19 protein-coding genes are annotated in these 25,338 nt (G+C 47.2%); 4 read left to right on the forward strand and 15 right to left on the reverse strand.

Annotation, left to right across the window (positions count from 1 at the left end):
* Positions 1-56 precede the first annotated feature (56 nt).
* The 6 genes from V1L65_RS05135 to V1L65_RS05160 form a co-directional block, all read right to left on the reverse strand.
* Positions 57-1,013, reverse strand: a complete 957-nt coding sequence (locus V1L65_RS05135; protein ID WP_331698003.1) for an acetylxylan esterase — start codon at positions 1,011-1,013, stop codon at positions 57-59.
* A gap of 783 nt (positions 1,014-1,796) precedes the next feature.
* Positions 1,797-3,542 carry a nickel pincer cofactor biosynthesis protein LarC gene (gene larC / locus V1L65_RS05140; RefSeq protein WP_331698004.1) on the reverse strand — a complete coding sequence of 582 codons (1,746 nt, stop codon included), beginning with the start codon at positions 3,540-3,542 and terminating at the stop codon, positions 1,797-1,799.
* On the reverse strand, positions 3,539-4,213 hold the full coding sequence (larB, locus tag V1L65_RS05145) for a nickel pincer cofactor biosynthesis protein LarB (RefSeq protein ID WP_331698005.1): 675 nt from the start codon (positions 4,211-4,213) through the stop codon (positions 3,539-3,541). The genes larC and larB overlap by 4 nt, the downstream gene beginning before the upstream one ends.
* Entirely contained in the window at positions 4,210-5,025 is an 816-nt protein-coding gene (gene larE / locus V1L65_RS05150) for an ATP-dependent sacrificial sulfur transferase LarE (RefSeq protein ID WP_331698006.1), read from the reverse strand. The genes larB and larE overlap by 4 nt, the downstream gene beginning before the upstream one ends.
* A gap of 34 nt (positions 5,026-5,059) precedes the next feature.
* The gene (locus V1L65_RS05155) at positions 5,060-6,571 is read right to left on the reverse strand and encodes a gluconokinase (protein ID WP_331698007.1); all 1,512 of its coding nucleotides are present in this window, start codon (positions 6,569-6,571) and stop codon (positions 5,060-5,062) included.
* Positions 6,568-7,845, reverse strand: coding sequence for a lactate racemase domain-containing protein (locus tag V1L65_RS05160; RefSeq protein ID WP_331698008.1), 1,278 nt, complete (start codon positions 7,843-7,845; stop codon positions 6,568-6,570). The genes V1L65_RS05155 and V1L65_RS05160 overlap by 4 nt, the downstream gene beginning before the upstream one ends.
* 940 nt (positions 7,846-8,785) lie before the next feature.
* Here V1L65_RS05160 and V1L65_RS05165 point away from each other — a divergent pair.
* Complete coding sequence (locus V1L65_RS05165) at positions 8,786-9,778, forward strand: LacI family DNA-binding transcriptional regulator (protein WP_331698009.1); 993 nt, start codon at positions 8,786-8,788, stop codon at positions 9,776-9,778.
* Here the strand turns inward: V1L65_RS05165 and V1L65_RS05170 are convergent.
* From V1L65_RS05170 to V1L65_RS05195, 6 genes are all read right to left on the reverse strand, one after another.
* Positions 9,753-11,309, reverse strand: coding sequence for an ABC transporter ATP-binding protein (locus V1L65_RS05170; protein WP_331698010.1), 1,557 nt, complete (start codon positions 11,307-11,309; stop codon positions 9,753-9,755). The genes V1L65_RS05165 and V1L65_RS05170 overlap by 26 nt on opposite strands.
* A 30-nt stretch (positions 11,310-11,339) precedes the next feature.
* A complete protein-coding gene (locus tag V1L65_RS05175) occupies positions 11,340-12,197 on the reverse strand; it encodes an ABC transporter permease (protein WP_331698011.1) in 858 nt (285 codons plus the stop codon).
* Entirely contained in the window at positions 12,194-13,186 is a 993-nt protein-coding gene (locus V1L65_RS05180; RefSeq protein ID WP_442955671.1) for an ABC transporter permease, read from the reverse strand. The genes V1L65_RS05175 and V1L65_RS05180 overlap by 4 nt, the downstream gene beginning before the upstream one ends.
* A gap of 10 nt (positions 13,187-13,196) precedes the next feature.
* Positions 13,197-14,819 carry an ABC transporter substrate-binding protein gene (locus V1L65_RS05185; protein ID WP_331698012.1) on the reverse strand — a complete coding sequence of 541 codons (1,623 nt, stop codon included), beginning with the start codon at positions 14,817-14,819 and terminating at the stop codon, positions 13,197-13,199.
* Between the two features lie 487 nt (positions 14,820-15,306).
* On the reverse strand, positions 15,307-16,182 hold the full coding sequence (locus V1L65_RS05190) for an ROK family protein (RefSeq protein WP_331698013.1): 876 nt from the start codon (positions 16,180-16,182) through the stop codon (positions 15,307-15,309).
* A gap of 197 nt (positions 16,183-16,379) precedes the next feature.
* Positions 16,380-17,714 (reverse strand): multi antimicrobial extrusion protein MatE, encoded by a 1,335-nt coding sequence (locus V1L65_RS05195; RefSeq protein WP_331698014.1) that lies wholly within the window; start codon positions 17,712-17,714, stop codon positions 16,380-16,382.
* Between the two features lie 380 nt (positions 17,715-18,094).
* Between V1L65_RS05195 and V1L65_RS05200 the strand changes: the two genes are divergently transcribed.
* The 3 genes from V1L65_RS05200 (at position 18,095) to V1L65_RS05210 (ending at position 21,989) form a co-directional block, all read left to right on the forward strand.
* Positions 18,095-19,366 (forward strand): methyl-accepting chemotaxis protein, encoded by a 1,272-nt coding sequence (locus V1L65_RS05200; protein ID WP_331698015.1) that lies wholly within the window; start codon positions 18,095-18,097, stop codon positions 19,364-19,366.
* A 919-nt stretch (positions 19,367-20,285) separates the two neighbouring features.
* Complete coding sequence (locus tag V1L65_RS05205; protein ID WP_331698016.1) at positions 20,286-20,735, forward strand: MarR family winged helix-turn-helix transcriptional regulator; 450 nt, start codon at positions 20,286-20,288, stop codon at positions 20,733-20,735.
* Positions 20,736-20,756: 21 nt separating this feature from the next.
* A complete protein-coding gene (locus V1L65_RS05210) occupies positions 20,757-21,989 on the forward strand; it encodes an MFS transporter (protein ID WP_331698017.1) in 1,233 nt (410 codons plus the stop codon).
* A gap of 50 nt (positions 21,990-22,039) precedes the next feature.
* Here the strand turns inward: V1L65_RS05210 and V1L65_RS05215 are convergent, their stop codons facing one another.
* From V1L65_RS05215 to V1L65_RS05225, 3 genes are all read right to left on the reverse strand, one after another.
* Positions 22,040-22,207 carry a hypothetical protein gene (locus V1L65_RS05215; RefSeq protein ID WP_331698018.1) on the reverse strand — a complete coding sequence of 56 codons (168 nt, stop codon included), beginning with the start codon at positions 22,205-22,207 and terminating at the stop codon, positions 22,040-22,042.
* A 99-nt stretch (positions 22,208-22,306) separates the two neighbouring features.
* Positions 22,307-23,800 carry a DUF3604 domain-containing protein gene (locus V1L65_RS05220; RefSeq protein WP_331698019.1) on the reverse strand — a complete coding sequence of 498 codons (1,494 nt, stop codon included), beginning with the start codon at positions 23,798-23,800 and terminating at the stop codon, positions 22,307-22,309.
* Between the two features lie 63 nt (positions 23,801-23,863).
* Positions 23,864-25,315 carry a sulfatase family protein gene (locus V1L65_RS05225; protein WP_331698020.1) on the reverse strand — a complete coding sequence of 484 codons (1,452 nt, stop codon included), beginning with the start codon at positions 25,313-25,315 and terminating at the stop codon, positions 23,864-23,866.
* Positions 25,316-25,338 lie beyond the last annotated feature (23 nt).

Here is a 25,338-nt window from a genome sequence, read left to right on the forward strand (position 1 = left end):
TGTTGTTTAATTGGAAAGGCCGTTATATGCTGCTATTCGCAGCTGCACACAGTTTACTATTCAAGAAAAAACTGCATAGCGATTTCGCTAAAGCCCGGCAGCTCCTCGTGGCCGAAATCAGGATAGATCTCCAGCCGTTTTGGCGACGTGATTTTGTTATAAGCCGCGAACTGCGTCGAGGGCGGACACACAGTATCCATCAATCCAACACCCATCAGCACTTCTCCTTTAATGCGGGATGCTAAATGCTGGATATCAATATACCCTAATCGGTTAAACATCTCTTCCTCGCGAAGATGCCGCGGATCAAACAGCATAAAATACTTTTTCAGCTCTATATATGCTCGATCAGCCAGATCCATTTCCCATACTCGTCTGTAATCACTCAAAAATGGATATACAGGGGCCAGCTTTTTAATTTTGGGTTCAAGGGATGCGCAAGCAATTGTTAATGCGCCCCCTTGAGAGCCCCCCATAGCATAAACCTGTTCAGAATCAACCTCCGGCATCGACATGGCGATGGAAGCTAATTGAGCTGTATCAAGGAAAATATGCCGGAACAGCAAATCGTCCTCGTGGCTATCCAATCCACGAATAATATGACCATGGTGGGTGTTGCCTTTTACGCCGCCTGTATCCTCAGATAAACCTCCCTGACCGCGACAATCCAATGCGAATACAGAAAAGCCTTGAGCTACATAGCTAAGCTTATCGATCCAGTGACCTGAATGGCCTGTGTAACCGTGAAACTGAAGCATTGCAGCATGCGGCTTTGCGATATTTTTGGGACGTACATATTTGGCATGGATACGCGCCCCTCTTACTCCCGTGAAATACAGATGGAAGCACTCTGCATTCGGTACCTGGAACTCGCTAGGCACCAGCTCTATTTGAGGATCTACGGCTTTCATTTCTGCAAGCGCCCGCTCCCAATAGGCATCAAAATCTGCTGGTCTGGGACTAATCCCCTCATATTGCTTTAATTTCTCCATCGGCATGTCCACTAACGGCATTGCAGTTTCCCCCTTAGCTTGTTATCCTGACAATTGACCTACCTAACAAGTATATGCGATTATACTATTTTTTTTAAGCACTAAAATAGCAAATTTACGATGATTTCCATTTCAGCTATGAAATAAAGCAAGGCTGATCTTATATCAGACTGTTGTGTTAAGTTGAGTTATGTTGAGTTATGTTGAGTTATGTTGAGTTATGTTGAGTTATGGCCGCGTAGCTATATTACTTCTTCTTGAATCTCGAGGTGGACAATGAAACTGAGGAAATTGCCGATTAATTATGAGTAAAAGTAGATTGGATCGATAGCTTCAATTTATTTTGTGCAAACGTAGTTGGGATCGATAGCTTCAATTTATTTTTACGCAAACATAGATTGAATCGATAGCTTCAATTTATTTTTCGCAAACGTAGATTGAATCGATAGCTTCAATTTATTTTTCGCAAACATAGTTTGAATCGTTAGCTTTCCTAGCTGGTCAGACGTTCCGTTAATACGCCCAAAATAGCAATTTTAAGGCAGCAAAGTGACAGACGTTCCGCTATCGAACCATAATTCACTGAAAAAGACTGATTTGGAGCCGTATAGCGGAATGTGTGACCGCGAAACAAAAAAAATGACAGTTTTGCAGCAAATAACGGAACGTGTGACCGTGGCAATTTATTTTGCACAAACATAGGGTAGCAATAAAAAGGGAAGCGTGCTTTCACATTTTAAATAAAAAAACAGGCCGCTTCTTTTCAAAGGGCCTGCCTGTTCAATCCGTCATCTATCGTTCTAGCTATAGTGATCTGTATACCGCTTTGTATACGTCGTCCAGGGATACACCGTGCAGACGTGCTGCTTTGGCTGCCTCCTCGTACTCTGGCGCCTGGGACATTAAACGCTCGCCGTCAAAAGCCTGCTTAACCTTAATGAAGCCGTATTCTGTCTGAACTTCTATCCATTGCCTTCTAAGCGCTTTGCGCTGCCATTGGCTGCTGCGAACGCCTATTGTCGATGTTTCAGCCAACAAAATCTGCTCGCAAGCTTGCTTCTCTTTTGGATAACATAAAACCGTTATTAAAACGCCAGGTCTGTTCTTCTTCATATATACAGGCGTGTAATACACATCGAGCGCCCCTGCCTCCAACAGCCGCTCCATCGTATAGCCAAGCAATTCCCCTGTCGTATCATCTACCTGCGCTTCCAAAATCGTAATCATTTCATATGACGCTTCATCTGATTTGATAAATTGCGTTGCTACAGTTTCAACAGCATGCCCCTCAGTACCAGTGGATATGGACTGTTTGACTCCACTTTGCTCTTCCTTCATCAAAACAGCTCTTATTACATTAGGATGGTCAAAATTTTTCGTCCCAGCGCCATAGCCAATTCGATCAATTGTGCCTGGCGGAATCGTTCCGAAGCTTGCTGCCAGTGCTTTTACAATGCCTGCGCCAGTAGGTGTGGTCAGCTCGCCTTGCGCCGTAAAGGCTGAAAGCGGAACGCCGCGAAGCAGCTCTGCAGTCGCTGGGGCAGGAATCGGGTAAAGCCCGTGCGCCATTCGCATTCTGCCTGTGCCGGTAGGCACCGGAGAAACTATAATTTGATCAATATCCAAACTCTCAAGCGCGAGGCATACACCAATAACATCAATAATAGAATCCATTGCGCCTACTTCGTGAAAATGTACCTCAGCAGGTGAAATGCCATGAATTTTGCCTTCCGCTTGCGCAATAAGCTGGAATATCGCCATGCTGCGCTCCTTGGCTCTTGCAGGCAGCGCGGACTGCTCGATCATGGCAATAATATCAGCCGCTTTGCGGTGCTCATGATCGTGATCATGATCGTGACTATGCCCATGATGGTGCTCGTGATCGTGACTATGGCTGTGTCCATGGTCGTGATCGTGAACGTGGCTGTGACTATGTCCCTGATGGTGCTCATGATCGTGGCTGTGACTGTGTCCATGGTCGTGATCGTGATCGTGGGTATGGCTGTGTCCATGGTGGTGATCGTGGTCATGATCGTGACTATGGCTGTGCTCATGGCGGTGGTCATGATCGTGGCTATGGCTGTGCCCATGATGGTGATCATGATCGTGATCATGGCTATGGCTGTGTCCATGGTGGTGGTCATGATCATGACTATGATGGTGATCGTGGCTGTGACTATGCCCATGGTGGTGCTCATGATCATGACTATGGCTGTGTCCATGGTCGTGGTCATGATCGTGACTATGGCTGTGTCCATGGTCGTGGTCATGATCGTGACTATGGCTGTGCTCATGGCGGTGGTCATGATCGTGGCTATGGCTGTGCCCATGATGGTGATCGTGGCTGTGACTTTGTTCAATTTCTAGCTTCAGCCACTTGGAGGTAATCCCGCGGCGATCTACCTCCTGAAACTCCATTGTAAAAGGATCAATCGGCATCGATCTCAAATGTGAAATAATATAATCCTGATCGGCGCCCAAATCAACCAGGGCCGATAGTGTCATGTCGCCGGCAATGCCAGATATGCAGTCTAAATAGAGTGTTTTCATACGCCCTCCGCTACTAATTGTAATATCATGGCTGCCTGGTAGCCTGCCCCAAATCCATTGTCAATATTAACGACCGTTACACCTGCAGCGCATGATGTCATCATGGCAAGGAGTGTTGTAATTCCTTGCAGATTAGCGCCGTAGCCAATCGAGGTTGGTACCGCTATAACCGGTCTTCGAACAAGACCGCCAACAACACTGACCAATGCCCCCTCCATTCCTGCTACAGCAACTACAACGGAAGCCTCACGGATGCGATCTTTTTGACTAAGCAAACGGTCTATTCCAGCTACGCCCACATCATAAATGCGATCCGCCTGTCCGCCCATCCATTCAATTGTACCTGCCGCTTCCTCAGCTATAGGAATATCAGTAGTTCCTGCTGTCAGTACAGCAACCTTGCCCGGGAGCTTTCTTTCGGCTTGTCCATAGCATATTAATTTGGAAATTTCATTATAGGTAGCTGCCTTATAACGAGTTAAAATCCGATCGGCCATCTCCTGTGTAGCTCGTGTAACTAACGCGCGATTATGGTTTTGTATAAGGCTCGCTACAATTTGCTCTACTTGATCGGCCGTTTTGCTCATTCCAAAAACGACCTCGGGATGACCTGTTCGCTGCTGGCGATCTATATCCAATTTACAAAATCCCATATCTTCAAAGCTCGTCATGCCTTTTCTCCTTTGACAGAAAGCATCTGATTCATACTGCCGCTGCGATAGCCCGTCAAATCCATCGCTACATATATAAAGCCAATTTCCTTCAGCTTCGCAGAAATTTCAGACGAATACATTACAACCTGCTCCATTGCAGCAGGCTCCACTTCAATGCGGGCGATATCGCCATGGCTGCGGACGCGTACCTGACCAAGCCCTAGAGAGCGTATATATCGCTCAGCTTGGCCAACACGCCCCAGCTTTTCGATCGTAATCATCTCGCCATAAGCAATGCGCGATGACAAGCAGGCAAAAGATGGCTTATTCCAAGTTGGCAAATCAAATTCGCTTGATAGGTCGCGAATTTCTTCCTTGAACAGGCCGGCCTCCTGCAGAGGACCGCACACGCCGCGCTCCTTCGCTGCCTTCATCCCCGGCCGATGCTCATTCATATCATCCGCGATCAAGCCATAAACGATATGCTTATACTTGCCGTCTGCTAAGAAGGGCTCCAAATGCTCAAACAAGCTGCGCTTGCAAAAATAACAGCGATTGGAGTCATTCTCCTTATAGCCGGGAATGCTTAGCTCAGATGTTTCAATAACTTGATGCGGCGCTCCTATCAGCTCGGCAAGCCGAATGGCTTCTTCCAGCTCCTCCGAAGGATACGTCTCCGAATCAGCGGTAACAGCAAGTACACGCTCTGCCCCAAGTGTTGCCACAGCCGCATGCAACAGCAGCGTACTGTCAACACCGCCAGAGAATGCAACGACTACGGAATCCATTTCCGTTAAAATCGCTTGCAGCTTGCTATATTTATCATGCATGATCGACAGTCCTCCCCAGATGATGCAACATTACTTATATATTATGACGCTGTAGAGCTGTAATATCGCTCATAGAATCTTTTAAAGAATAATAAAGGTTCAAATAAATCGGTAAATGCTTCTGATAGACCGCATGATGCTCCATATTCGGCTCATAAACGGTACCGCTTACTCCGCTCCAACGCAATAGCGGCCCCTCGCAATTATTCATTGCAAACAGGCCAAGCTGTGCGGCGCCCAGTCCCGAGCTCTCCACTACTTTTGGAATATGAACAGGAACACCCAATATATCCGCCATTATTTGGCACCATATTTCCGATCTCGCAAAGCCGCCCGACGCTCTTATTTCTTTCGGCGCATTGCCCGCTTTCTCCATCAACTGGCAAATCGCCGCAATTTGAAACATAACGCCTTCCATTGCTGCGCGCAGCATATGCTGCTCTGTATGAGCAAGCGTAAGGCCAAACATAACCCCCTTCGCTTCCGCATCCCAAAACGGAGCACGCTCGCCAGACAGCAGCGGCATAAATAACAAACCATCAGCTCCTGGATCTATATTGCTAGCCTGTGGCAGCACTTCCTCCATCTTTTTGCCGGGGAATAGCCGCTCTGCAGTCCACTGTGCTACGATAGCGCCGTTGTTGGAAGGTCCTCCGACAAGCCAGTGGCCTTCAGCTAATGCATAGCAGAATAATCGCCCTTCCGGATCGAAGGTCGGCTCATTCACACAAGCGCGCACCGCGCTGCTCGTGCCGATCGTAACGGCAACAACTCCGTCGGTGACAGCGCCGATGCCCAGATTGGCGAGTACGCCATCCTGCGCTCCAAGCACGAACGGTGTTGCCGGGCTCAGCCCCATGCGCGCAGCAGCCTCCTCACGCAGTCCGGTCAAGCGATCGGTCGTTGGCGCAAGCGGAGGAAGCTGCGACTTGCTAATGCCAACAAGCGCAAGCGCCTCCTCATCCCATGCCAGCTCTTTCAAATTAAACATGCCGGTTGCGCTCGCAATCGAGTAATCCATAACAGTCGTGCCGAATAAACGATTGAAAATATATTCTTTAATCCCAATGAATTGATAGGCTGCCGCATATAAATCTGGCTGCTCTTCCTTCATCCACATAATTTTGGCCAGCGGCGACATCGGATGCGTAGGAGTACCTGTACGTGAATAAATCGCGAGTCCTTCCCCGCTCTCGAGCAGTCTTTTTACTTGCGGAGCACTTCGCTGATCCGCCCATGTAATGCTTGGCGTCAGCGGATTGCCATCCTTGTCAATTACAATCAGACTGTGATTGGCAGAGCTGAATGTGACACAATGCACATTTTCAGCGTGCCAGCCCCCCTGCTTCATCACTTCAGCAATCGTATTTTGCATAGCTTCTAGAATCTCATCAGGGTCCTGCTCAGCATAACCAGGCTTAGGCGTATGCAGCGGATATCCAATAGCGTGGCTTCCCAGCACATTGCCATCCATATCAACCGCCAGCGTCTTGGTGCTCGTAGTGCCAAGATCAACAGCCAGCACAATTTTTTGCTCTACGTTCATTTTGGCAAATATCCTTCCTCATCAAATTCCCATTCGTAAGGTCCTTCCACAATTTCAATTTTCGGATTTTTCTTTGCTTCCTCAAGCAACGCCTCAGAAATTTCAATCGTGCCCAAATGTAGCGTATCGCGAATGCGCGCTAGTCTGCAAGTTGTGTAGTCAAGAATATTGCAGGTTTTAACTGCTGCCTTGATGGCATCACGGTCATCCGCAAGCGTCGTCGCCTGCTTCGTCGGCGCACATACAGTAGACGTCAAGCCGTTGGCATAAGTGCCCGGCCAATCTGCCTTATCCACCAGTCTTCTAGTTGTAAAATCAGCCGTGCCTACGCCGTTGGCATTTCCTTTCGACTCAGGCGTCAGGTCCAGCACAACCATTTTATTTACTTCTGGACCACCATGCGCGTAAGGCGTCGGATAACGGCCTGTAACGTTCGGGTCCATACCGTCCCCGCTAATATTTTTACCTATATAGTCAATAACGAGCACATCCAGCTCAGGGAACATAATTTGCGGAAGCCGGCTTTTGGCTTCTACAAGCAGCTCAATTTCTCTTGCCTCCATCGCGTCAGTACCAAGCACCTCGATACGGCATATTTGATCGTAGGCATTTTCTACAATCGCAACGCCGAAGCTGATCGGCAGCTTCTCAATCATAACCTTCGCCATAGCAGGGACATTTTCGGCCATATACTTAAAGCCTAGCTGATGACACGCCTCGGCCCCCTTCTGCTTGCCCAGTCCGATCGAAATCATTTTGAACAAACCGCTTTCAATCGGCCCCCGAAAAGCTGTATGCGGCTTGATCCGGTTAATAATAACGATCGCATCTGCTTCTGTTGCAGCGATTTTGTCACAATAAATCGGCAAACCGTTAGGCAGGCGATCCAGCTCAACTACTTCCATTGAGGAACGAACCGGACAGCCCATACGCTCCTCGTCGATGCCCAGATGGGCCAGCACTTCCGTTTGGCCTTCTGCAGTTGCGCCGCCATGGCTGCCCATGCACGGTACGATAAACGGCTCAGCGCCGATGCGCTGCAACTCGCTGATTACAGCCTTCGTGATTTCATTAATGCGTGAAATGCCGCGGCTTCCGACTGCTACCGCCACCTTTTGCCCAGCTTTGATCGTGCTTACTGAATCGCTGCTGCGCATAAGATTTGTCAAATCGCCAATAGGATCACTCAAAGTCGTATTATCAAACTGCTGCTTAATCCGGTACATTTTAGGCAGCGGAATATGCTCTACCAATTTTCTTAAAATATCCGTCATCTTGCCATCTCCTCACTCGCGACAGCCGCATGATCTGCAAGCAGCTTGCGATAATATATTGTAATAATGCTTCCAAAACATACGAAACCCAACTCAGTATCGTGTATATTTAAGCCATTTGCAAACTTTTATTTGACAACATTAACAACGTTGTTATTATTAATATAGCTAAAATAAAGCGTACTGTCTACCGAATTGTGAAATGCTTTATTTTAAATAATAACTGTATTAATATGAGGAATACCAGCCTGCAAAGCGTAACTGGAGACTGTAGCTGAAAAAAGCAGCAGGAAGTCCAAGTTAAATTGATACCATCCTTAATGAAGTGCATAGTAAATAGATGTCGCGATGCAGCTATGCGGATTTCTTCAGGCTGTTGAAAAACCCTTTATATCACGAGATGTGCCAACAAAAAGTAGTTCGGAGGTTGCGACGACCCGTTCTGTATGATTTTTCATATACAATTGTGGTTTTCGAGGCATTTTAGCGTATTGTGTATGAAATTTCATGTACATTTTACCATTTTGAGGTTGCGACGACCCATTCTGTATGATTTTTCATATACAATTGTTGTTTTGGAGGCATTTCAGCGTATTGTGTATGAAATTTCATATACATTTTGCCATTTTGAGGTTGCGACGACCCGTTCTGTATGATTTTTCATATACAATTGTTGTTTTGGAGGCATTTCAGCGTATTGTGTATGAAATTTCATATACATTTTACCGTTTTGAGGTTGCGTCGACGGTCGGAATCCCAAAGCGTAGTAATATCCCTTTCGATTGCTTTTTGCCCTATCCATAATTAATCGACACCCTACTAGCAATCGTTCCAATTTCCAAAAGGGTTTCTTTTGATGTAAAAGAAGCGGCAGTGTACAACTTTACAGGCTTATTTTTAACCTTTAAAGGGGTTATAGATTCAAGTAGCGGAGGTTAACATGATTACAATTAAAGATATTGCCGAGCAAGCTGGCGTCAGCTTCTCTACAGTTTCCAAAGCGCTGCGCAACAGTCCGCTCGTTAAAGAACATACGAAGCAGCATATTTTATCCATCGCCAAGGAAATGGGCTACCAGCCTAACCTGGCAGCTCGCAGTCTCGTATCCAAAAAAAGCGGGGCGATCGGAGTTGTTTGGCCGTCGGTAGAACGCGCCGCCCTCTCCTCCTTGCTTACTGCGCTTAATGATGCGCTTGAGGAAGAAGGCTATACGGTGTTGCTGTCGATCAGCCGGCTGGAAGCTGCGCTTGATACGTTTAGACGCTATCAGGTCGACGCTATAATCGTATTTGGCGATCAAGACAGCAAGCTGATCAGCGAAAGCACTCTTCCGCCCAATACGCCGATTATTACATACGGCGCTGCCGGATTTCATCCTTGGTCTACGGTTGACGTAAAACGCGGACAATCTATACGGCTTGCGCTTAGACATCTGGCTTCGCTCGGCCACCATCATATTGCCTATATAGGCGATCCCCAAACTAACGACCCTCTGCAAACCGTCAAAATCGAGGCATTCGAGGATGAGTCTGGCAAGCTTGGGCTCGCATCAGGCAAACAAATCATCGTGCCGATCAGCGGACTCGATGTGCATGACGGTTATATGGCGATGAAACAATTAATCGAGCAAGGAAATGTGGCGACAGCCATTATTAGCGGGGGAATCGATTTAACGCGCGGGATATTGCGGGCAGCAGCCGAGGCAAGGCTGCAGGTTCCGCAAGATATATCGATTGTCAGCTATGACAATCTGCCTCAGCTGCAAAGCTTTGAAGTTCCAATGACGGCGGTTGGAGTAGCGATTACGACGATTTCCGAAGCTATTGCCCAAGTTATTATCCAGCTTATCGGCAATCAGCAGCGTATACAAACAGTACATTTGGAACCGGAGCTCATCGTTCGCTCCTCTACTGCACCGCCTGCTTCAAGCTGATCGTACGATCGCAAAGCCTTTCTATCAAATAAGGATCGTGGCTAATGACGACGACCGCCATACCGCGCTCCTTGGCTATAGCCAGCACCTCGTGCCATATCTGAGCCTGCGTAATCGCATCGAGCATCGCTGTCATTTCATCTGCGATCAAAATTTGCGCTTCTGGATGAAGCGCTCTGGCGATGCTGATTCTTTGCAATTCGCCGCCGGACAGCTCATGTGGCCAGCGCTCCAGCCACTGCGGCGAGATGCCAAGCCGCTTCAAGAATACCTCGTCCGGCTGCCAGCTTTCAGCCAGCGAAGCTTTCAGCTTCATGCGCGGATTAAATGCATGCTCGGGATGCTGCAGCACAAGCTGTACAGGATAAATATGCGGCTTCGCATAACGAGTCTCCTTTTGCTGCATATTATCCATTTGATCCTCTTGCCGCCCGACCATCACCCTGCCTTCCATCGGCTTCATATACCCAGCCATTATGCTGGCTAATGAGGACTTGCCAATGCCGCTTGGACCAACCAAACCAATGACTTCACCTGCACGCAGTGTTACATTCAACTGGCGAAACAGCCACGGTCCGCCCTTGTACCGATACGCAATGTCATGACCTTGCAGCAGTTCCTCCCCGGAACTATACTTCTTCATATCGCTGTCATCAAGCTGCTTCGGCCTATCCGCAATTTTGTCCAAGGAACGGTCCGCCAGCTTAAGCCCATTGCAAGGAAGTGCTTGCCATAATGCACGCGTATATGGATGCTTCAGCTTTTCTCCCTCTTGCGAAAAGTGCTCCACTGGCGCTATATCAACACAACGTCCTTCATTCATGACCGCAACACGATCGGCAATTGCTACAGCTGCTTCTATATCATGTGTAATTAGCAGTACCGCGCAGCCCTGCGCTGCCAGTTCCTTTAAGCCGGCAAGCGCCTCTTTGACCGCCTCGACATCAAGGCCGGGCGTGGGTTCATCCGCGATTATCAATTTTGCTTCCTGCGCAGCAGCAGTCGAAAGCAGCACCTTGCGGGCCATACCTCCGGATAACTGGAATGGATACAATGACTTCATCGCTTCCATATCAAAAATTTGAAAATGGGCAGCTTCCTCCTGTACGCTCTTCACTTGCGCCAGCTGCGCCCTGCTCTTAGCTCTGTCCAGCCAACCGCCAAGTCTCCTGTTTGCACTGCTTGGCTTAACTTTAAGCTGCTTCTCAACCTTAAGCAGCGGGTTCAAATAAGCCGAGGATTGCGGAATGAGACGCAACTCCTTGCCGCGCAGATTTTGAAGAGCTGCATCGTTCAGCTGCCGCCCTTCATAGCGGATCGAGCCGTTCATAACCGCATTGTCTGGCAGAAGCCCCATTACCGCATGAGCGAGCAGGCTCTTCCCTGAACCGCTGGCGCCGACTACTGCTACAATTTCTCCGGCATGCAGCTGCAAGTCCAAATCGGTTACGACGGGTACAACTGACTGGCGAAGCGCAGATTGATATTGAACGAATGATACGGTAAGATTTTCGATTTCTAGTAAAGCCACTTCGCTTTCCTCCCTCGAATCAGGCTATGCTTAATGATGGGCGTCACGGGGCTGCAGCAGCACTCTTGCCGCTTCCCCTAAACGGTCAAAGGAGCGGACGACAATGAGCAGTCCTAAACCTGGAAACAAAGCAAGCCACCACATGCCTGTAGACAGATAGCGCATGGATTCCGATAAAATAACGCCAATGGCAGGCTGATGCGGCGATAGTCCAAGCCCTAGAAACGTTATTGCCGCTTCATGTAAAATGGCATGCGGAAACATGAGCAGAAAGCCGGTGACTACTTGCGGCAATACATGCGGGGCGATATGCCTGCTCGCGATCCACCAGCTGTTTCGGCCAAGCTGCCTTGACAGCTTGACGTAATGGGAGGATAGCAGCTGCTGAGCCTCCGCTCTAACGACCCTTGCCAGGCTTGGCCAATGTGTCGCCATAATGCCGATGACAATCCCTTTCATGCCTCCTCCGCATACAAATGCGATAAGGATAAGCAGCACAAGATGGGGAATGCTCATAAACAAATCGATAAGCCAGCTTATAACCCGATCCAGTCTTCTGCCTCCTACCGCTGCAGCAAGCCCGATAAAAAAAGCGATAATTACACTGCTGATAGCTCCGAGCAAGCCCACCTTAATACTTAAAGCCAGACCGCTGATCGTTCGCACAAACATATCCCGCCCAAGCCAATCTGTACCCAACAGATGCTGCAATGAGGGCACAAGATTACGCATCGACAAATTCGTTGCCGTTCCTTTTGATTGCAGCAGCATGCCTGCAGCGCTGACTGCGAGCAGCAAGAGGATTGACAGGCTTGCTGCCGCAAGCGCACGCCTTCTCCCGTTCCAATATGGAATACTTAAACTGGATGTGACAGAATTCTTTTTCATTGGCGAGCCCCCTCTCTCTTCCTTCTCATACGAGGGTCAACGGCTCGATTAATCGCATCTGCAAGCGCATTGCCGACAAATACGAAAATGGTGCTGAATAAGACAAGACCCATTAATAGCGGAATATCGCCGCGCAGCGCTGACTCGATGGTCGCTTGTCCAAGTCCCGGATAGGAAAAGATTTGCTCGGCAAGCACCGCTCCGCCAAACAATTCGCCGAAAGAAGCAAACTGCAGTGTTATTGCAGGCAACGCCGCATTGCGCAGCGCCTGGCGGGCAAATAAATGGAAGCCTCGCTCTCCTCTTGCTCTAGCGAATAAAATATAATCGCTCGCAAGCACATCAAGCAGCTTCTGCCGTGAATGAAGCGCAATTGGCGCAATGCCGACTATGCTAAGCGTTATTGCAGGCAAAAAGATATGATAAAGCTTATCCCATAGCGTTACATCTGCTGAGAGCATCCCCGCTGGCACAGCAAGACCGATCGGGAACCAGCCCAGCCAGACAGAGAAAATCATAAGCAGCAGCAGGCCGACCCAAAACGTCGGAGCCGATGCTAATGTATAGCAGACGCCAGTAATAAAGCGGTCCAGCCATCTGCCCTTGTTCATAGCGGCGAGCGAGCCCGCAGCAAAGCCGATTAATCCTGACATTACCCAGGCTAATGCCATCAATGTAATCGAATTGGCGAACCGGTCGGCAATAACATGATCAACCTTATCGCGATAGATCATCGAAGTGCCGAAATCTCCCTGCATAAGTGCGCCTGCCCATTTGCCAAACCTCTCCAAAGGCGGCTTATCAAGGCCCCAGTACGCTGCAATAGCTTCTCTTTGCTCCGGTCCGACCCGCATCGTATCCGCCCCTATATAAGACTGAACAGGATCGATGGGAGATAAGTTGACTAACGTATAAGTAATAATAATAGCTGCAGCTAGAAGCATCGCCAGATGCAGCAGCTTCTTGCCCGCCCATTGCAACATATCCATCAAAATAAATTTATTCACGCCATTTCCACTCTTCGATATTGTCTGTAATCGGCCAGCCATGGCCATGCGGTTGAATACGCTGCTTGCCAATATCAAGCTTCTCCGTTACCAAATACAGATGCTTCAAATTGACAAGCCATGCCCATGGCGCATCGCCAAGCGCGCTGAGACCTGTTTCCCCGTCCCACTGCGCCTTTTGCCAGTAGGTCCATGCCTCTTCCTCATTTTTTGCATGAAGCGCCTTCTTCATCCATTCATCCACTGCCGGATTGCTGTAGTAGCCAGTATTAAAATAATCTACGCCCGCATAATCACTGCTGTAAATATTGTACATTTCAAGCGGATCATGACTTCCCCAGCCCAGCATTACCGCATCCTGATGCATACGCTGCTCGATAACATCCCAGCTCTTTCCTTCTACCACCATTTCAATGCCTATTTCCTTTACCATATCGGCTGTTGCCAGCGCAAGAGATTGGCGTGTAACATCGCTGGCCGGATAAATAAGAGGGAAGCTTGCTCTAAGCCCGTTTTTCTCTACGATTCCGTCTCCATCCTGATCGATCCAGCCGTTGTCCTTAAGCAATTGCTTGGCCTCATCAATCTTGCCGTCCTCAAACACAATATCTTTATTCCACCAAGGAAGGCCGTCATTGCTGGAATAAGCAGCTGTACCGTACCCCTCCAACAGACCGTCTACAAGCGCCTGGCGGTCGATGGCCATATTAATCGCCTTGCGAATCGCTATATCAGCCGTTACATCATTTCCGATCATGTATCCTTTGTCTGTCTTATTTCCTGCAGGAACATAAGGAAACACGATACCCCGGTTATCAACGGTTTGCAGCTCCTCCAGGCGCATGCCTGCAACCGGCTGCTTGCTGAATGCAGTAGGAATATAAGCAATATCTGTCGTTCCCGTCTTCGCGGCAGCAAAAGCAGCATCCTCGCTCAAAAACAGGAAGGTCAGCTTTTTAAAGAAAGGCTTTGCTCCATAATAATCAGGATTTGCTTCAACGATCAATTGCTGCCCGCGGTCCCATTGCACGAATTTGAACGGTCCGGAGCCAATCGGGTGCTCCGCATATTTATCGCTATAAGCATGCTGAGGTACAATACCTACTGCTACTAATAAATATTGAAAAGAGGATTGAGGCGATTTCAAATGAAATATAACCGCGTCATCCTTCGTCTCTATTTTATCTACGTTCGTTAAGTCGATAGCCGCACCACTTTTGGCAGCAGTCTCAAACGTGAACTTGACATCCTCTGCCGTTACCGGCTTGCCATCCGTAAATACTGCGTCTTTGCGCACATGTATCGTCCACTGCTTGCCGTCCTCGCTTACCTCATGGCTTGTTGCCAAATCATTTACAATCCGCATTTCATTGTCACGCTTGAACAAAGTGCTTTGAAATAACGGCGAACCGTACATGCCCCAGCCGACAGTCGGATCAAAGCCAGCTTCCGGCTCGGAGCCAATTGCGAGTACAAGCTCCTCCTTCTGTGAAACCGGTAATGAGCTGCCATTCTCCCCCTTATTCACCTTATTTTTATCGCCTGACGACGAACAGCCTGATATAATAGCCAGCACTAGCATACATGCAATCCAAACAATATTTAATTTTCTCATTTCTCTTCTCCTTTTTATAATGCATTCAACGTACAATAAAATGGCTCTGACTTCGTATTTCAGCTCTTATTATGTTCCATACTTACGGCTTCGCCAGTCTCCCAGAAGATGAAATATTGGAAGCGTGCGATAGAAAAAGGTTGAGGGGATATGGAGGTGGATTCCATATTCGCAACGAAAGGGTCATTCATAGCTGCGAACTATGAAAATGTGACGAGGCTGCTACACAAAAAAATTACTTGAGAACTCAGCTCCACTCAAAAAGAAACGACATCTCCCTTCGTATACAAGGACATGACGTTTCCATTGAAAAACAGAGTATTTAAATACAAATTAATTGGAGCTGCGCCATGAATAACAACGTTGTTATTATAACTGAATTCCAGCTTAATTTCTAGCTTAATATTAAAAAATCGAAGCCTTTGCTGTAAACTATACTATTCTACTTAATATAACCGGCTTAATCAACTTCTTTTTTGGGCAAAAATTATGCCTGCATCGCTCTGAGTCCAAGCGCCACAGCACCGCATAATCCGGCATTATCACCCAAGTCGGGCGTAACAATATATTGGTCGATTTTCGATAAGACCGCCTCGGCGCTTACGTAGCCGTTAAGATTTTTTTGAACCTCGGCATGAATAAGCGGAAGCAGCTGCTTCTGATGCATAACGCCGCCGCCCAAAATTACTTTTTTTGGCGAAAGCAGCAAAATGGATGACGCAACAGCCTGGCCTATATAAAAAGCTTCAATTGCCCAAGCAGGATGATCAGCAGCAAGCTCTGAGCCTTTTACTTTCCAGCGCTTTTCAAGCGCAGGACCAGCCGCCATTCCTTCCAGACAGTCGCCATGGTAAGGACAGGCTCCTTCGAACGAATCTTCCGGATGGCGCCTCGTCAGCACATGCCCGCCTTCCGGATGCACAAGGCCATGCACCAAATGGCCTTCCGCATATATGCCTACGCCTACGCCAGTGCCAATTGTATAATATACGCAGCTATCCAGTCCTTTTGCCGCCCCCCAGGTCGCCTCGCCTAGCGCCGCCGCATTTACATCCGTATCCCAGCCAAACGGAATAGAGAATGACTGCTTCATTTTGCCCAAAAAATGATAATTGCTCCAGCCCGGCTTCGGTGTTGTCGTCACATAGCCATAATGCTCGCTCTGTTTATCAATATTAATTGGGCCGAACGTGCCGATACCAATGGCCTCTACATCTTCTTCCTTAAAAAAAGCAATGACATGGGCCAATGTTTCCTCGGGCTCACCTGTCGGAATGCTGATCCGTTTCTCAATCTCCCCATGCTCATTGCCGATCCCGCATACGAACTTCGTGCCGCCCGCTTCAACTGCTCCTATTCTCATCTGGTTCCCCTCCAAGACATCTATCAAATAATTATAAATCCGCATATGTATTCGACCGAAAATAGCGTCCGATCAACTTTACTTTATCATTAAATTAATTATCCAAGCAACGCTGCCCAGCGATTTATTTAAAAATACTATCAAGCATAAACGGCACCGTCGTCCTAAGGAAACTCATTTCTTATCGCGCTTAATCATTAACCACGCCGGCTCCTTAAACGAATAGGTCCAAGCTTAATAATGCCCAGCGCTAATGCAACCAGTACAATTTCGGCAGCCATGCCGATAGATTGCGCCCATGCGCCGATCGTTCCATTCCATTGCGGCGACAGTGTAATTAACAGAACTAAAGTAAGAAGAGTAAAACATAAATTACATATTTGCGACCAAAAAATAACCTTCGTTTCCCCTTTTACAAAAACAAGCCCATTCAGCACATCCAGCCACGGCATGACCAGGGCAAATAAAGTAAAGGCTTGCAGCACTCGAACACTTTCCTCAAGCAAACGTCCCTGCACACCAATCACATATTCCAAAAATAATAGCCCGACGGGCGTAAATGCAAGTAGCGATAATAGCATTACTGGAACAAATCCGAGCATCAGTGTGAATTTTCTCACCGCCGCGGGATCAATGCGATAAAAATTAATAACGATTTGATGAAAATAGCTGAAAAAACTGCTAACGAGCATAACGATACTGGCAGCTATTGCAAAGGAAGATATAGAAAGCTGTGCATCCCACGTTTTACCAAGCATTGCATTAATAGAAGGGCCAATCCAAACCGATATAAAAGAAGAGAATAAAAGAGGGCGATAAAAGGAAAAAACATGCCGCTTCGTTTGCACATTATGATAATCCAGCTTCTCTGGCATTTTTCGAACGAGTAATCTTCCTTCAAGAAAGCTGACTGCTGCTTCAATAATCATGCCAGCAAGAAAAATAACAGCCCCAATCGTGCTGCTGTCCACTCCCCTATGTATAAAATAGAGCGAAAGAGCATACATGACCGCAAGCCGTATGGCCATGCCGATCGTCAGCCATTTGGTGCGAAAGTGAGAAATAATAACACCATGATACAGGCAGCGAAGACCAGAAAATAAGCTTACAAACATTAGAATGCGATATACATCAACAACGTCGCCTACACGGTCCGGGGTCACTCCGAATAATGTTTGAAAAATAAATACGCCGATCGGCGTATAGCTAATGATTAATCCCATAGCCGTTATACTTATAAATACGATTTGAGCTACAGCAAACATAGATTTGAAGGATTGCTTGTCCCTCACAAGAGCTGAGCAGGTTTGCCGAAGCAGCACCGCGGGCCGTTCCGTAATAGTGAGCAAGCTCATTGCGATGGCATACGCCGTAATGATCCGCTCCGGATCAGCAGCCCGGCTCAGTGTGCTGTTGATGATGACGTGTGATATCGTAACTAGGCTGGCAGAGAGCCCGAGCGGCAGAAAAAAAGCCCAAATCCGCTTCAGAGCTACCTTTTCCAATGGCGCTTGAGCAAGTGACTGGTTCATCTATTCGTATAACTCCTTTGGCAGCGTACATTTACAATATCTTTGCTTTATCTGCTTCCTTCATTATAACGGCGATTACCTTTTATTCCTATGCCCGATTTCACTCACAATTGAATCTCCAATAATGATTCTGAACATAACGGTTTAACAAAACCTTTCAATTAACTGTGATAAATATCACTACCTCTTTACATATGCTGATTTTATAATTAAGGTAGATAAATAGACCTACATATTCCATTTTATTAATAATTCATTTTACCTATCTAAATATTGTGCAAATGATCATTTTATGGAATGAAAAGCCTAAAAAAACTGCTAAATGTACGACAATCATACGATTATGCATCACATTTTTCTATTATCAAGGAGGACGTACCATGAAGATTAGTTTAGTGCACAAGCTCGTATTTGGTATATTTCTAGTATCAGCTGTAACTTATAGCACAAGCGCATTTTTTATTTTTGTGCTCAAGCCCGTACTCGCACCGAATATGCAGGAATGGCTGTACGTATCTGGCGTTCTTACTCTAGGCGTGCTATGGACATGCTTTCTTGGCTGGCTGGCGGCGAGATACATTATTAAGCCTTTGCTGCAATTAACGACAGCAGTCAATGCGGTAGCGGGGGGCAATCTTGCAGTGACCTTGCCGAAGCATAACTCTACCGATGAAATTGGACAATTGCATGGCTCCTTTCAGGTTATGCTGGGTAATTTGCGCCAAATGATATCCGATGTATCCAGCAGCGTCACGATTACGGATCAAAATGCCGGCTCGCTTGGCTCTGCTATTTCGCAGGCTACCAATCAAATTGAAACGATTGCCATTACGATTGACCAAATGGCTGAAGGCGCAGCTATGCAAGCCAGCGCTGCACAGCAAATGCTTGCGACTGCCGAGCTTTCCTCGCATGCCGCACAGACGATGAATAATGAAGCTGAACATGCCAGCGGCACGGTTCAGGCTATGGTGAAGACAATTAACGAGAGTGTGGAGCAAATGAATGTTCTTGTCGATGGCATGCTGCATATATCAGCAACAAGCGAGCAAACGATGCAAATCGTCAGTCAGCTTGAGCAGCAGGCTGACGAAATCGGACAAATCTCACAGCTGGTCGGCGAAATTGCTGATCAAACGCATCTGCTTGCACTAAACGCCTCTATTGAAGCGGCTCATGCGGGAGAGCATGGGCAAGGCTTTGCAGTTGTCGCCCAGCATATCCGCAAGCTTGCATCCGACAGCGCCGCTGCCAGCACCCAGATTCAAAAGCTCGTTGAGCTGATGCAGCAGCACACATTGACCGTCGTAACGGAAACCGACAAGCAAATGCAGCTTATTCGCGATGAAACCGTTACAGGAGAGAGCGCCAAGCAATCACTCTCACATGTTGTCTCCTCTGCTGGCGAAACGGCGGGTGCTTTGCAAAGCATCGTCAGCCATATCGCTTCCCAATCTGTACAAATTCAAGAAACCTTTACAATGTCCAAGGAAATGGCCGATACTGCTCTTTCTATTTCAGAAGGCGCAACGCGCATTTCAAGCGCTGCCCAAGAGCAAACTGCCGTGATGGAGGAAATAACAGCCTCCTCCGAAGTATTGCGTTCCGAAGCGCGCGATTTGAAGAAGAAAACCGTTGTATTCTCATTATAGAACTCGCTGCACGGAAATTTAATTCCAATGCACGACACTTTAGTTCCAATGCACGGCAAATTTACTGCCGATTCAATGTGGATTTGGAAATATGTAACACTTGCCCGCTAGAAGCGTTGGTCTCAAAACTGTAACGGATGTGAGAGACGCTATTTAGCGAAAAAAGGCTAGTTTGAAATTGTAACGGTTGTGGGAAGCGTTATCTGTGAACATTTGCCCTATTATGATACGTTTTTAGGCAAATAAGGCTTTCTATAACCGTTAGATATTAAAATGAGCTAATTTTTGCACTTTAGCGTTTCCTGCAACCGTTAGAATTTAGAATGAGCTAATTTTTGCACTTTAGCGTTTCCTGCAAGACTGTCGATTCATTGTGGGCAACGATTGATAAGCAATGAGAAAGGGGAAACGGAGAGCAAGAATGGGAATAGAGAAGCGGCAGCGTCCGCCTTTGTAGGCTAATTTTTTCCTTTACAGGGGTTATTTATTCATAAAAATCAGACTACAACAGCGGTCGGAATCCCAATCTTGATCGCAGTGATACCCCTTTCTATTGCTTGTTGCAACTATCCACAATTAATCGACAGTCTCCCTGCTACCGTTAGACTTTAGAATGAGCGAATGAGCTGAATCTTGCATATTCCTGCTGAATCAACATCGTCGCATAGGGCCATAAAAAGTGCCCGCAATACAACAAACCGTCAAGCTTTGAACGGCCTCCAATTCTATGACATAACTGTCATTTGGAGTTCCCGTTCTTTTCTTGACGGTTTTTCTATTCCTTTATTTCATCTGGAAACGGCACACCTTAGCTTAGGACGCGCGGCATTTCTTCCTGTTTCCATTGACGAAATTAGTTGTCGCAAATATAATTGTTATAACAACTAATTTAGTGACAATGATCACAGGAGACATGAAGATGACTTTACAACCTAATCAGCTTGACCAGTCTGTCGGATTTTTAATGGGCGTAGCATATCGTAAATTAACAGGCTTATTGCAGCAGCGTTTGAAAGCTTATGACATTACACCTGAGCAATGGTCGGTTTTATATCATATCAGCCGAACTGACGGTATGATTCAACGGGATATTGCCGAGCTGGCAGAGAAGGATCATCCTACAACTACGAGAATTTTGGATCATTTGCTCAAAAAAGGATTGGTTGAAAAACAAGTGAATGATGAGGATCGACGCGCTTTTCTTGTTTCATTGACGAATTCGGGGCGCACACTGCTTGAGCAAACAGAACCTATTGAGCAGTCCATTACTGCTGATATACAACGATGCATGACTAACGAAGAATATGATGTCTTTATGAAGGCTCTTCGTCGCATTCACACCCATACTAGTCAACTTATGAAAAGCTAGACGAAAAGAGGTTATATATTAATGGAATTGAAAAATTCGTCCAAACTATGGACGAAATCATTTATTACACTGTCGCTATGTTCATTTTTATTATTTCTTAATTTACAGCTGCTGCTTTCCTCCTTCCCGGCTTATGTGAAGGACAAATTTTTGGCAGGAGATGTAACGGTAAGTTTGGTTACGAGCGTTTTTGCTATTTCAGCGATTGCAACTCGTTTTTTAACGGCTTATTTAATCCGTAAAATTCATCGTAATGTTATTTTGTACATTGGCTTAATTATCGCCGCTTTGACAACTGCTGTTTATGTGATTGCCAGCACTATTGGATCGCTGCTATTGCTCAGAGTCGGTTACGGGATAGGGTTTGGAATGGCCAGTACGATTATTCCGACGTTGGTTTCCCAAATCATCCCTTCCAAACGGCTTGGAGAAGGAATTGGTTATTTCAGCTTATCGACCAGCCTCGCGTTGTCGATCGGTCCGCTTATCGGCCTTAACCTGATGCAGCAATTCGGCTTTCGTACTCTGTCTATTGTAGGTGCATTAACTGTCATTATTATTTTCCCCTTAATTTTCATGACCAAATCAATCCCGCCTGAGCCAGCCAAAATCGTACATTCTACAGCAGCCAAACAGCGGTTTAATTTCAAATTATTGTTTCCTGCTTCGCTTAATATGATACTGGCTATTACTTATAGCGGCTTGCTCAGCTTCATCGCTCTATACGGCAAGTCCGTCAGCCTGGACCAGGTAGGTTTATTTTTCTTGTTTAATGCTGTAACTGTCGTTATTATCCGTCCTATTTCCGGAAGGCTGTTCGACCGTAAAGGGCATGGCGCCGTATTGCTGCCCTCCGCTGTTTGTGTCATTGCCAGCCTGGTCGTGCTTTCCTTTACAACAACGATTCCGATGCTGATCGTATCAGCGTTGCTGTATGGGCTTGGCTTTGGCGCTATTCAACCGACCATTCAAGCTTGGATGCTGCGGATCTCGACCAAAGAGCAGCACGGCATGGCCAACAGCATGTTTTACAATTCGACTGACCTTGGCGTAGCGTTAGGCGCATTATTGCTCGGAGCCATCGCCTCCCTATCCAGCTATGCGATTATGTATCGTTATGCAGCTGGTTTTATGGTGCTGTTTGCCGTCGTTTATATGCTGGTGAATCGTAATACGGCTGCCAAGCAGCAAGCTGTTATGCTAAAAACCGCTTCTACTGTCACCGCTTCGAATGTAAGTGGTAATGGTCACTAATGACCGTAGGCTCCTTTTTCGCCAAACTATGGTCATTAATGAGGTGTCGATTAATTGTGGATAGGGCAATAAGCAAACGAAAGGGATGTTACTACGATCAAGTTTGGGATTCCGACCGCTGTTGTAGTCCCATTTTTTTGATGAAATAACCCCTGTAAAGGATAAAATTGGCCTACAAAGGCGGACGCTGCCGCTTCTCCATTCCTGTCCGTTCCCATACAGAGAAAATGCGCAGAGGCCAGAATGGCTTCCTGCGCATTTATTTTGCAAATGGTGGCAAACTCAAAGGAATATACTCCGCCAGGCATGAATTTTCATTACACTACATAAATTGGCGACAGCCAGGCACATTGACCGTTTACCTGTTGAATCTCCACATGATAAACATCACAAGCGTCTTCCTTCTCCGCATCAGTGAAGCTGCCGCTGTATGCGTATTGCTCAATCGGAACAGCAGGATGAATAACTACCGCTTCCGAGTTAAAGCTATGCTTATGCTGTGTAATATTGCCATTTAGCAGCTCATTGATCGTAGCAGTAATAACTATACCGTTTGCTTCAAGCTCCAGCTGTGTATGCGGATCGCCATCGATCTCAAGAATAACGCCGCCCGTATGCGGATGAAGCGTTGTCGGATTTTTGACAGTCAGGCAGGACCAGCTTACATGCGAGTCTGACTGGCTATGAACCGCATTGCCAAGCGCATTTAAATCCGGATCGTCTCTAAGCTCTGGGGTCGGAGCAAGTACACTTCTGCCTCTAAAGCAAGTTTCCACAGAACGAAGAATGCCGCCTTTTACTTTCACTTCCGCATTCCATAAATAGCCTTCTTTATTGTCGCCCCAGCCCATTTCAACTTTCACTTTATACGTTGAGCCGCTGACAGTCGGGTTTTTCAGTAAATCCCAGCTGCTTACTGCTCGCCATGGACGCAAGTTTTTAAAAATAACGATTTTTTCAATCCGGTCGCATGCTGTAATATCTAGCTGAATGTTGCGGATCTCCGCTTCCAGCTCACTGCCCATAGGAGCGCCGTTGAGCGTAAAGCGGCAATCGATTTTATCTCCGCTTACTGCATAGGTGCGTCTGGCCAAAATGGCATCCCAAATGCCTTCTCTTGTTTTCTCTGCAGCAATAACCGCCATTCTTCCGTCTCCATAGGATCCCGGATAGCCTGCATGGTGATCCGTTGAGCCAACGAAGCCCATGCGATGCTTCCGCGCAAGCGCTGCATATACCGTACTTTTGGAATCGCGTGGCCCCATATCATGGTAATAAGGGAACGGGCTTTCTGCCGACATGCCGCAGCCATGCTTCGATACGACCTCTACAATAGGGCTGATCTCCGTATTGAAGGAATCCCAGTTTCCGCCACGATAGCCAGGCGTATAACCGACATGATGGGGTACAGCGATTACGCGGCGCGGCTTCAGCTTTTCAATAATATCTGCTGGCGACTTGCCTTTTTCTATTGGAAAATCATCATCTGGCGAAATAAAATGATGGTCGCCAAATTCGCTGGAATGAGCTTCATAGCCTTGGAAAGTAACGAATTCATGATCTTTATTGTATTGCTTTACCGTCTCTCTAACCTGATCCCAATGCCCTGCCAGCTTGGCAAAGCCTTTTGTATGAAAATCAACCAGAAATTCTAGCGGCGCCTGGCGCTCAGGCATATCATACCAGGAGGCATGTCCGATAATCGCGCAAAAATCCAGTTGTCCCTTTGCCGCTTTCAACGCATTTTCCAAGCCGCCGAAGCCATAGCTAATTCCACAATGATTGTGTATATCTCCCCAATAGGTTTGCATATTTATATCTCCTCCGTCTATTTTAAATAAAGCCATTCTTTCACAGCGCTCATTCAGCTGGGCCTATACCGTGCCGAAGCGCTCCAGCACAGCTGCCGCTTCTTCCTTGCGTCCGGCCCGTTCCAGACGGCCTGCCCAATCATTTGGCTTCAAATAACGGAAAGGCCCCCCGTCTTCAATAATTTCCATCATTGGATCCTGCTCCATCAGGTTATGCTCCATCTGTTCCGCAATCCAGCCTTCAAGCTCAGCACCAAGCTGCTCGATCACATCCGGACGCTCCCCTGCCACATTGATACGCTGAAAGGGGTCATTTTCCAAGTCATATAAAATATGCGGCTCCAATTGATAGAAGCCTTCATGGTAAGTGTGGATATAATGCCACTTATTCGTTCTAACAGCTCGCTGGCAGGCGTATAATCCATGCTCCAGCACGAGAAAGGAACGATCCTCCTCCACCTGCCCGCCAGATAGTGCCGGGAGCAACGAGCGGCCGTCCCACCCGCTTGGCTTCGGCAAACCAGCCAAATCAGCGATAGTCGCTACAACATCTACATTATAATGCAGCTGATCATTAACATGGCCTTTCTTGCTGAGTCCAGGGAATTTCATAATAAGCGGAATATGATGCACAGCCTCCGTCGCCATGCCATGCTCCAAATAAACGCCCTGTTCGCCATACGATTCCGCATGATCGGCGCTAATAATAAAACAAACCTCATCAAGCACACCCTGCTCGCGGAATGCTTCCATCAAGTCGCCAATATGCTTGTCCAAATAAGATATGCCGCCATCGTAACCATTAATCAGCTTTTCGTAATCGCTGCGGTCTGCAATTTCCAAAGGCATCGTAGCCTGCGGAATTTTGCTGAAGTCGTCGCTCCAGTGCAGAAAAGCTGCCGAGCGCGGATGAGTATCCTGACGGTGACGCGCAATATCTTCCGCTGTCGGATATTCCGGCGCCGGCTCTCCCGCAAATTGCTCGGCATAGGAAGTCGGATATGTGTATTTCGAATGCGCATCCCAGTACTGAATGTGCAGGAAATAATTATCCTCTGCGCCATGCGCTTTAATCCAAGGCAATACCGCTGCATTTACTTCATGAGCGTCCTCATTGCCGCCCTTCAGCGTATGCGTATGGATTTCATTCCAGCCGGCAAAATACCACCAGGCATGATGACGGTCACCGAAAGATGAAAATGTAATCGTGCGGTAATCCGCTTCCCGCAGCAAACGCGGCAAAAACGGATATTCCTTACTGTGACCATCCCCTTCGGGGTATTCGTAATGACAGCCAGCGCCCCAATGAGTAAGCACGCCATGGTTGATGCCGAAGCGTCCTGACATAAAGCTGGCTCTTGATGGCGCACAAGGGGAAGCGGCTGTATATACTTGATTGAAGCGCACGCCCTCGGCTGCAAGCTTATCTAAATTTGGTGTTGTATTTCTGTTATATCCGTAGCAGCCCATATGATCTGGACGCAATGAATCTATATCCAAATAAACGATTCTCAACCGGATTCCTCCATTCCAAATTG

Origin of the sequence: Paenibacillus sp. IITD108, assembly GCF_036541265.1 — a bacterium.
GTDB lineage: Bacteria > Bacillota > Bacilli > Paenibacillales > Paenibacillaceae > Pristimantibacillus.

What these genes read in the sequence shown, in the direction of transcription:
- V1L65_RS05135 (WP_331698003.1), bottom strand. Translation starts at nt 1,013, where the DNA reads ATGCCGTTAGTGGACATGCCGATGGAGAAATTAAAGCAATATGAGGGG.
- larC (WP_331698004.1), bottom strand. Translation starts at nt 3,542, where the DNA reads ATGAAAACACTCTATTTAGACTGCATATCTGGCATTGCCGGCGACATG.
- larB (WP_331698005.1), bottom strand. Translation starts at nt 4,213, where the DNA reads ATGACGAGCTTTGAAGATATGGGATTTTGTAAATTGGATATAGATCGC.
- larE (WP_331698006.1), bottom strand. Translation starts at nt 5,025, where the DNA reads ATGCATGATAAATATAGCAAGCTGCAAGCGATTTTAACGGAAATGGAT.
- V1L65_RS05155 (WP_331698007.1), bottom strand. Translation starts at nt 6,571, where the DNA reads ATGAACGTAGAGCAAAAAATTGTGCTGGCTGTTGATCTTGGCACTACG.
- V1L65_RS05160 (WP_331698008.1), bottom strand. Translation starts at nt 7,845, where the DNA reads ATGACGGATATTTTAAGAAAATTGGTAGAGCATATTCCGCTGCCTAAA.
- V1L65_RS05165 (WP_331698009.1), top strand. Translation starts at nt 8,786, where the DNA reads ATGATTACAATTAAAGATATTGCCGAGCAAGCTGGCGTCAGCTTCTCT.
- V1L65_RS05175 (WP_331698011.1), bottom strand. Translation starts at nt 12,197, where the DNA reads ATGAAAAAGAATTCTGTCACATCCAGTTTAAGTATTCCATATTGGAAC.
- V1L65_RS05180 (WP_442955671.1), bottom strand. Translation starts at nt 13,186, where the DNA reads ATGGATATGTTGCAATGGGCGGGCAAGAAGCTGCTGCATCTGGCGATG.
- V1L65_RS05185 (WP_331698012.1), bottom strand. Translation starts at nt 14,819, where the DNA reads ATGAGAAAATTAAATATTGTTTGGATTGCATGTATGCTAGTGCTGGCT.
- V1L65_RS05190 (WP_331698013.1), bottom strand. Translation starts at nt 16,182, where the DNA reads ATGAGAATAGGAGCAGTTGAAGCGGGCGGCACGAAGTTCGTATGCGGG.
- V1L65_RS05195 (WP_331698014.1), bottom strand. Translation starts at nt 17,714, where the DNA reads ATGAACCAGTCACTTGCTCAAGCGCCATTGGAAAAGGTAGCTCTGAAG.
- V1L65_RS05200 (WP_331698015.1), top strand. Translation starts at nt 18,095, where the DNA reads ATGAAGATTAGTTTAGTGCACAAGCTCGTATTTGGTATATTTCTAGTA.
- V1L65_RS05205 (WP_331698016.1), top strand. Translation starts at nt 20,286, where the DNA reads ATGACTTTACAACCTAATCAGCTTGACCAGTCTGTCGGATTTTTAATG.
- V1L65_RS05210 (WP_331698017.1), top strand. Translation starts at nt 20,757, where the DNA reads ATGGAATTGAAAAATTCGTCCAAACTATGGACGAAATCATTTATTACA.
- V1L65_RS05215 (WP_331698018.1), bottom strand. Translation starts at nt 22,207, where the DNA reads ATGGGAACGGACAGGAATGGAGAAGCGGCAGCGTCCGCCTTTGTAGGC.
- V1L65_RS05220 (WP_331698019.1), bottom strand. Translation starts at nt 23,800, where the DNA reads ATGCAAACCTATTGGGGAGATATACACAATCATTGTGGAATTAGCTAT.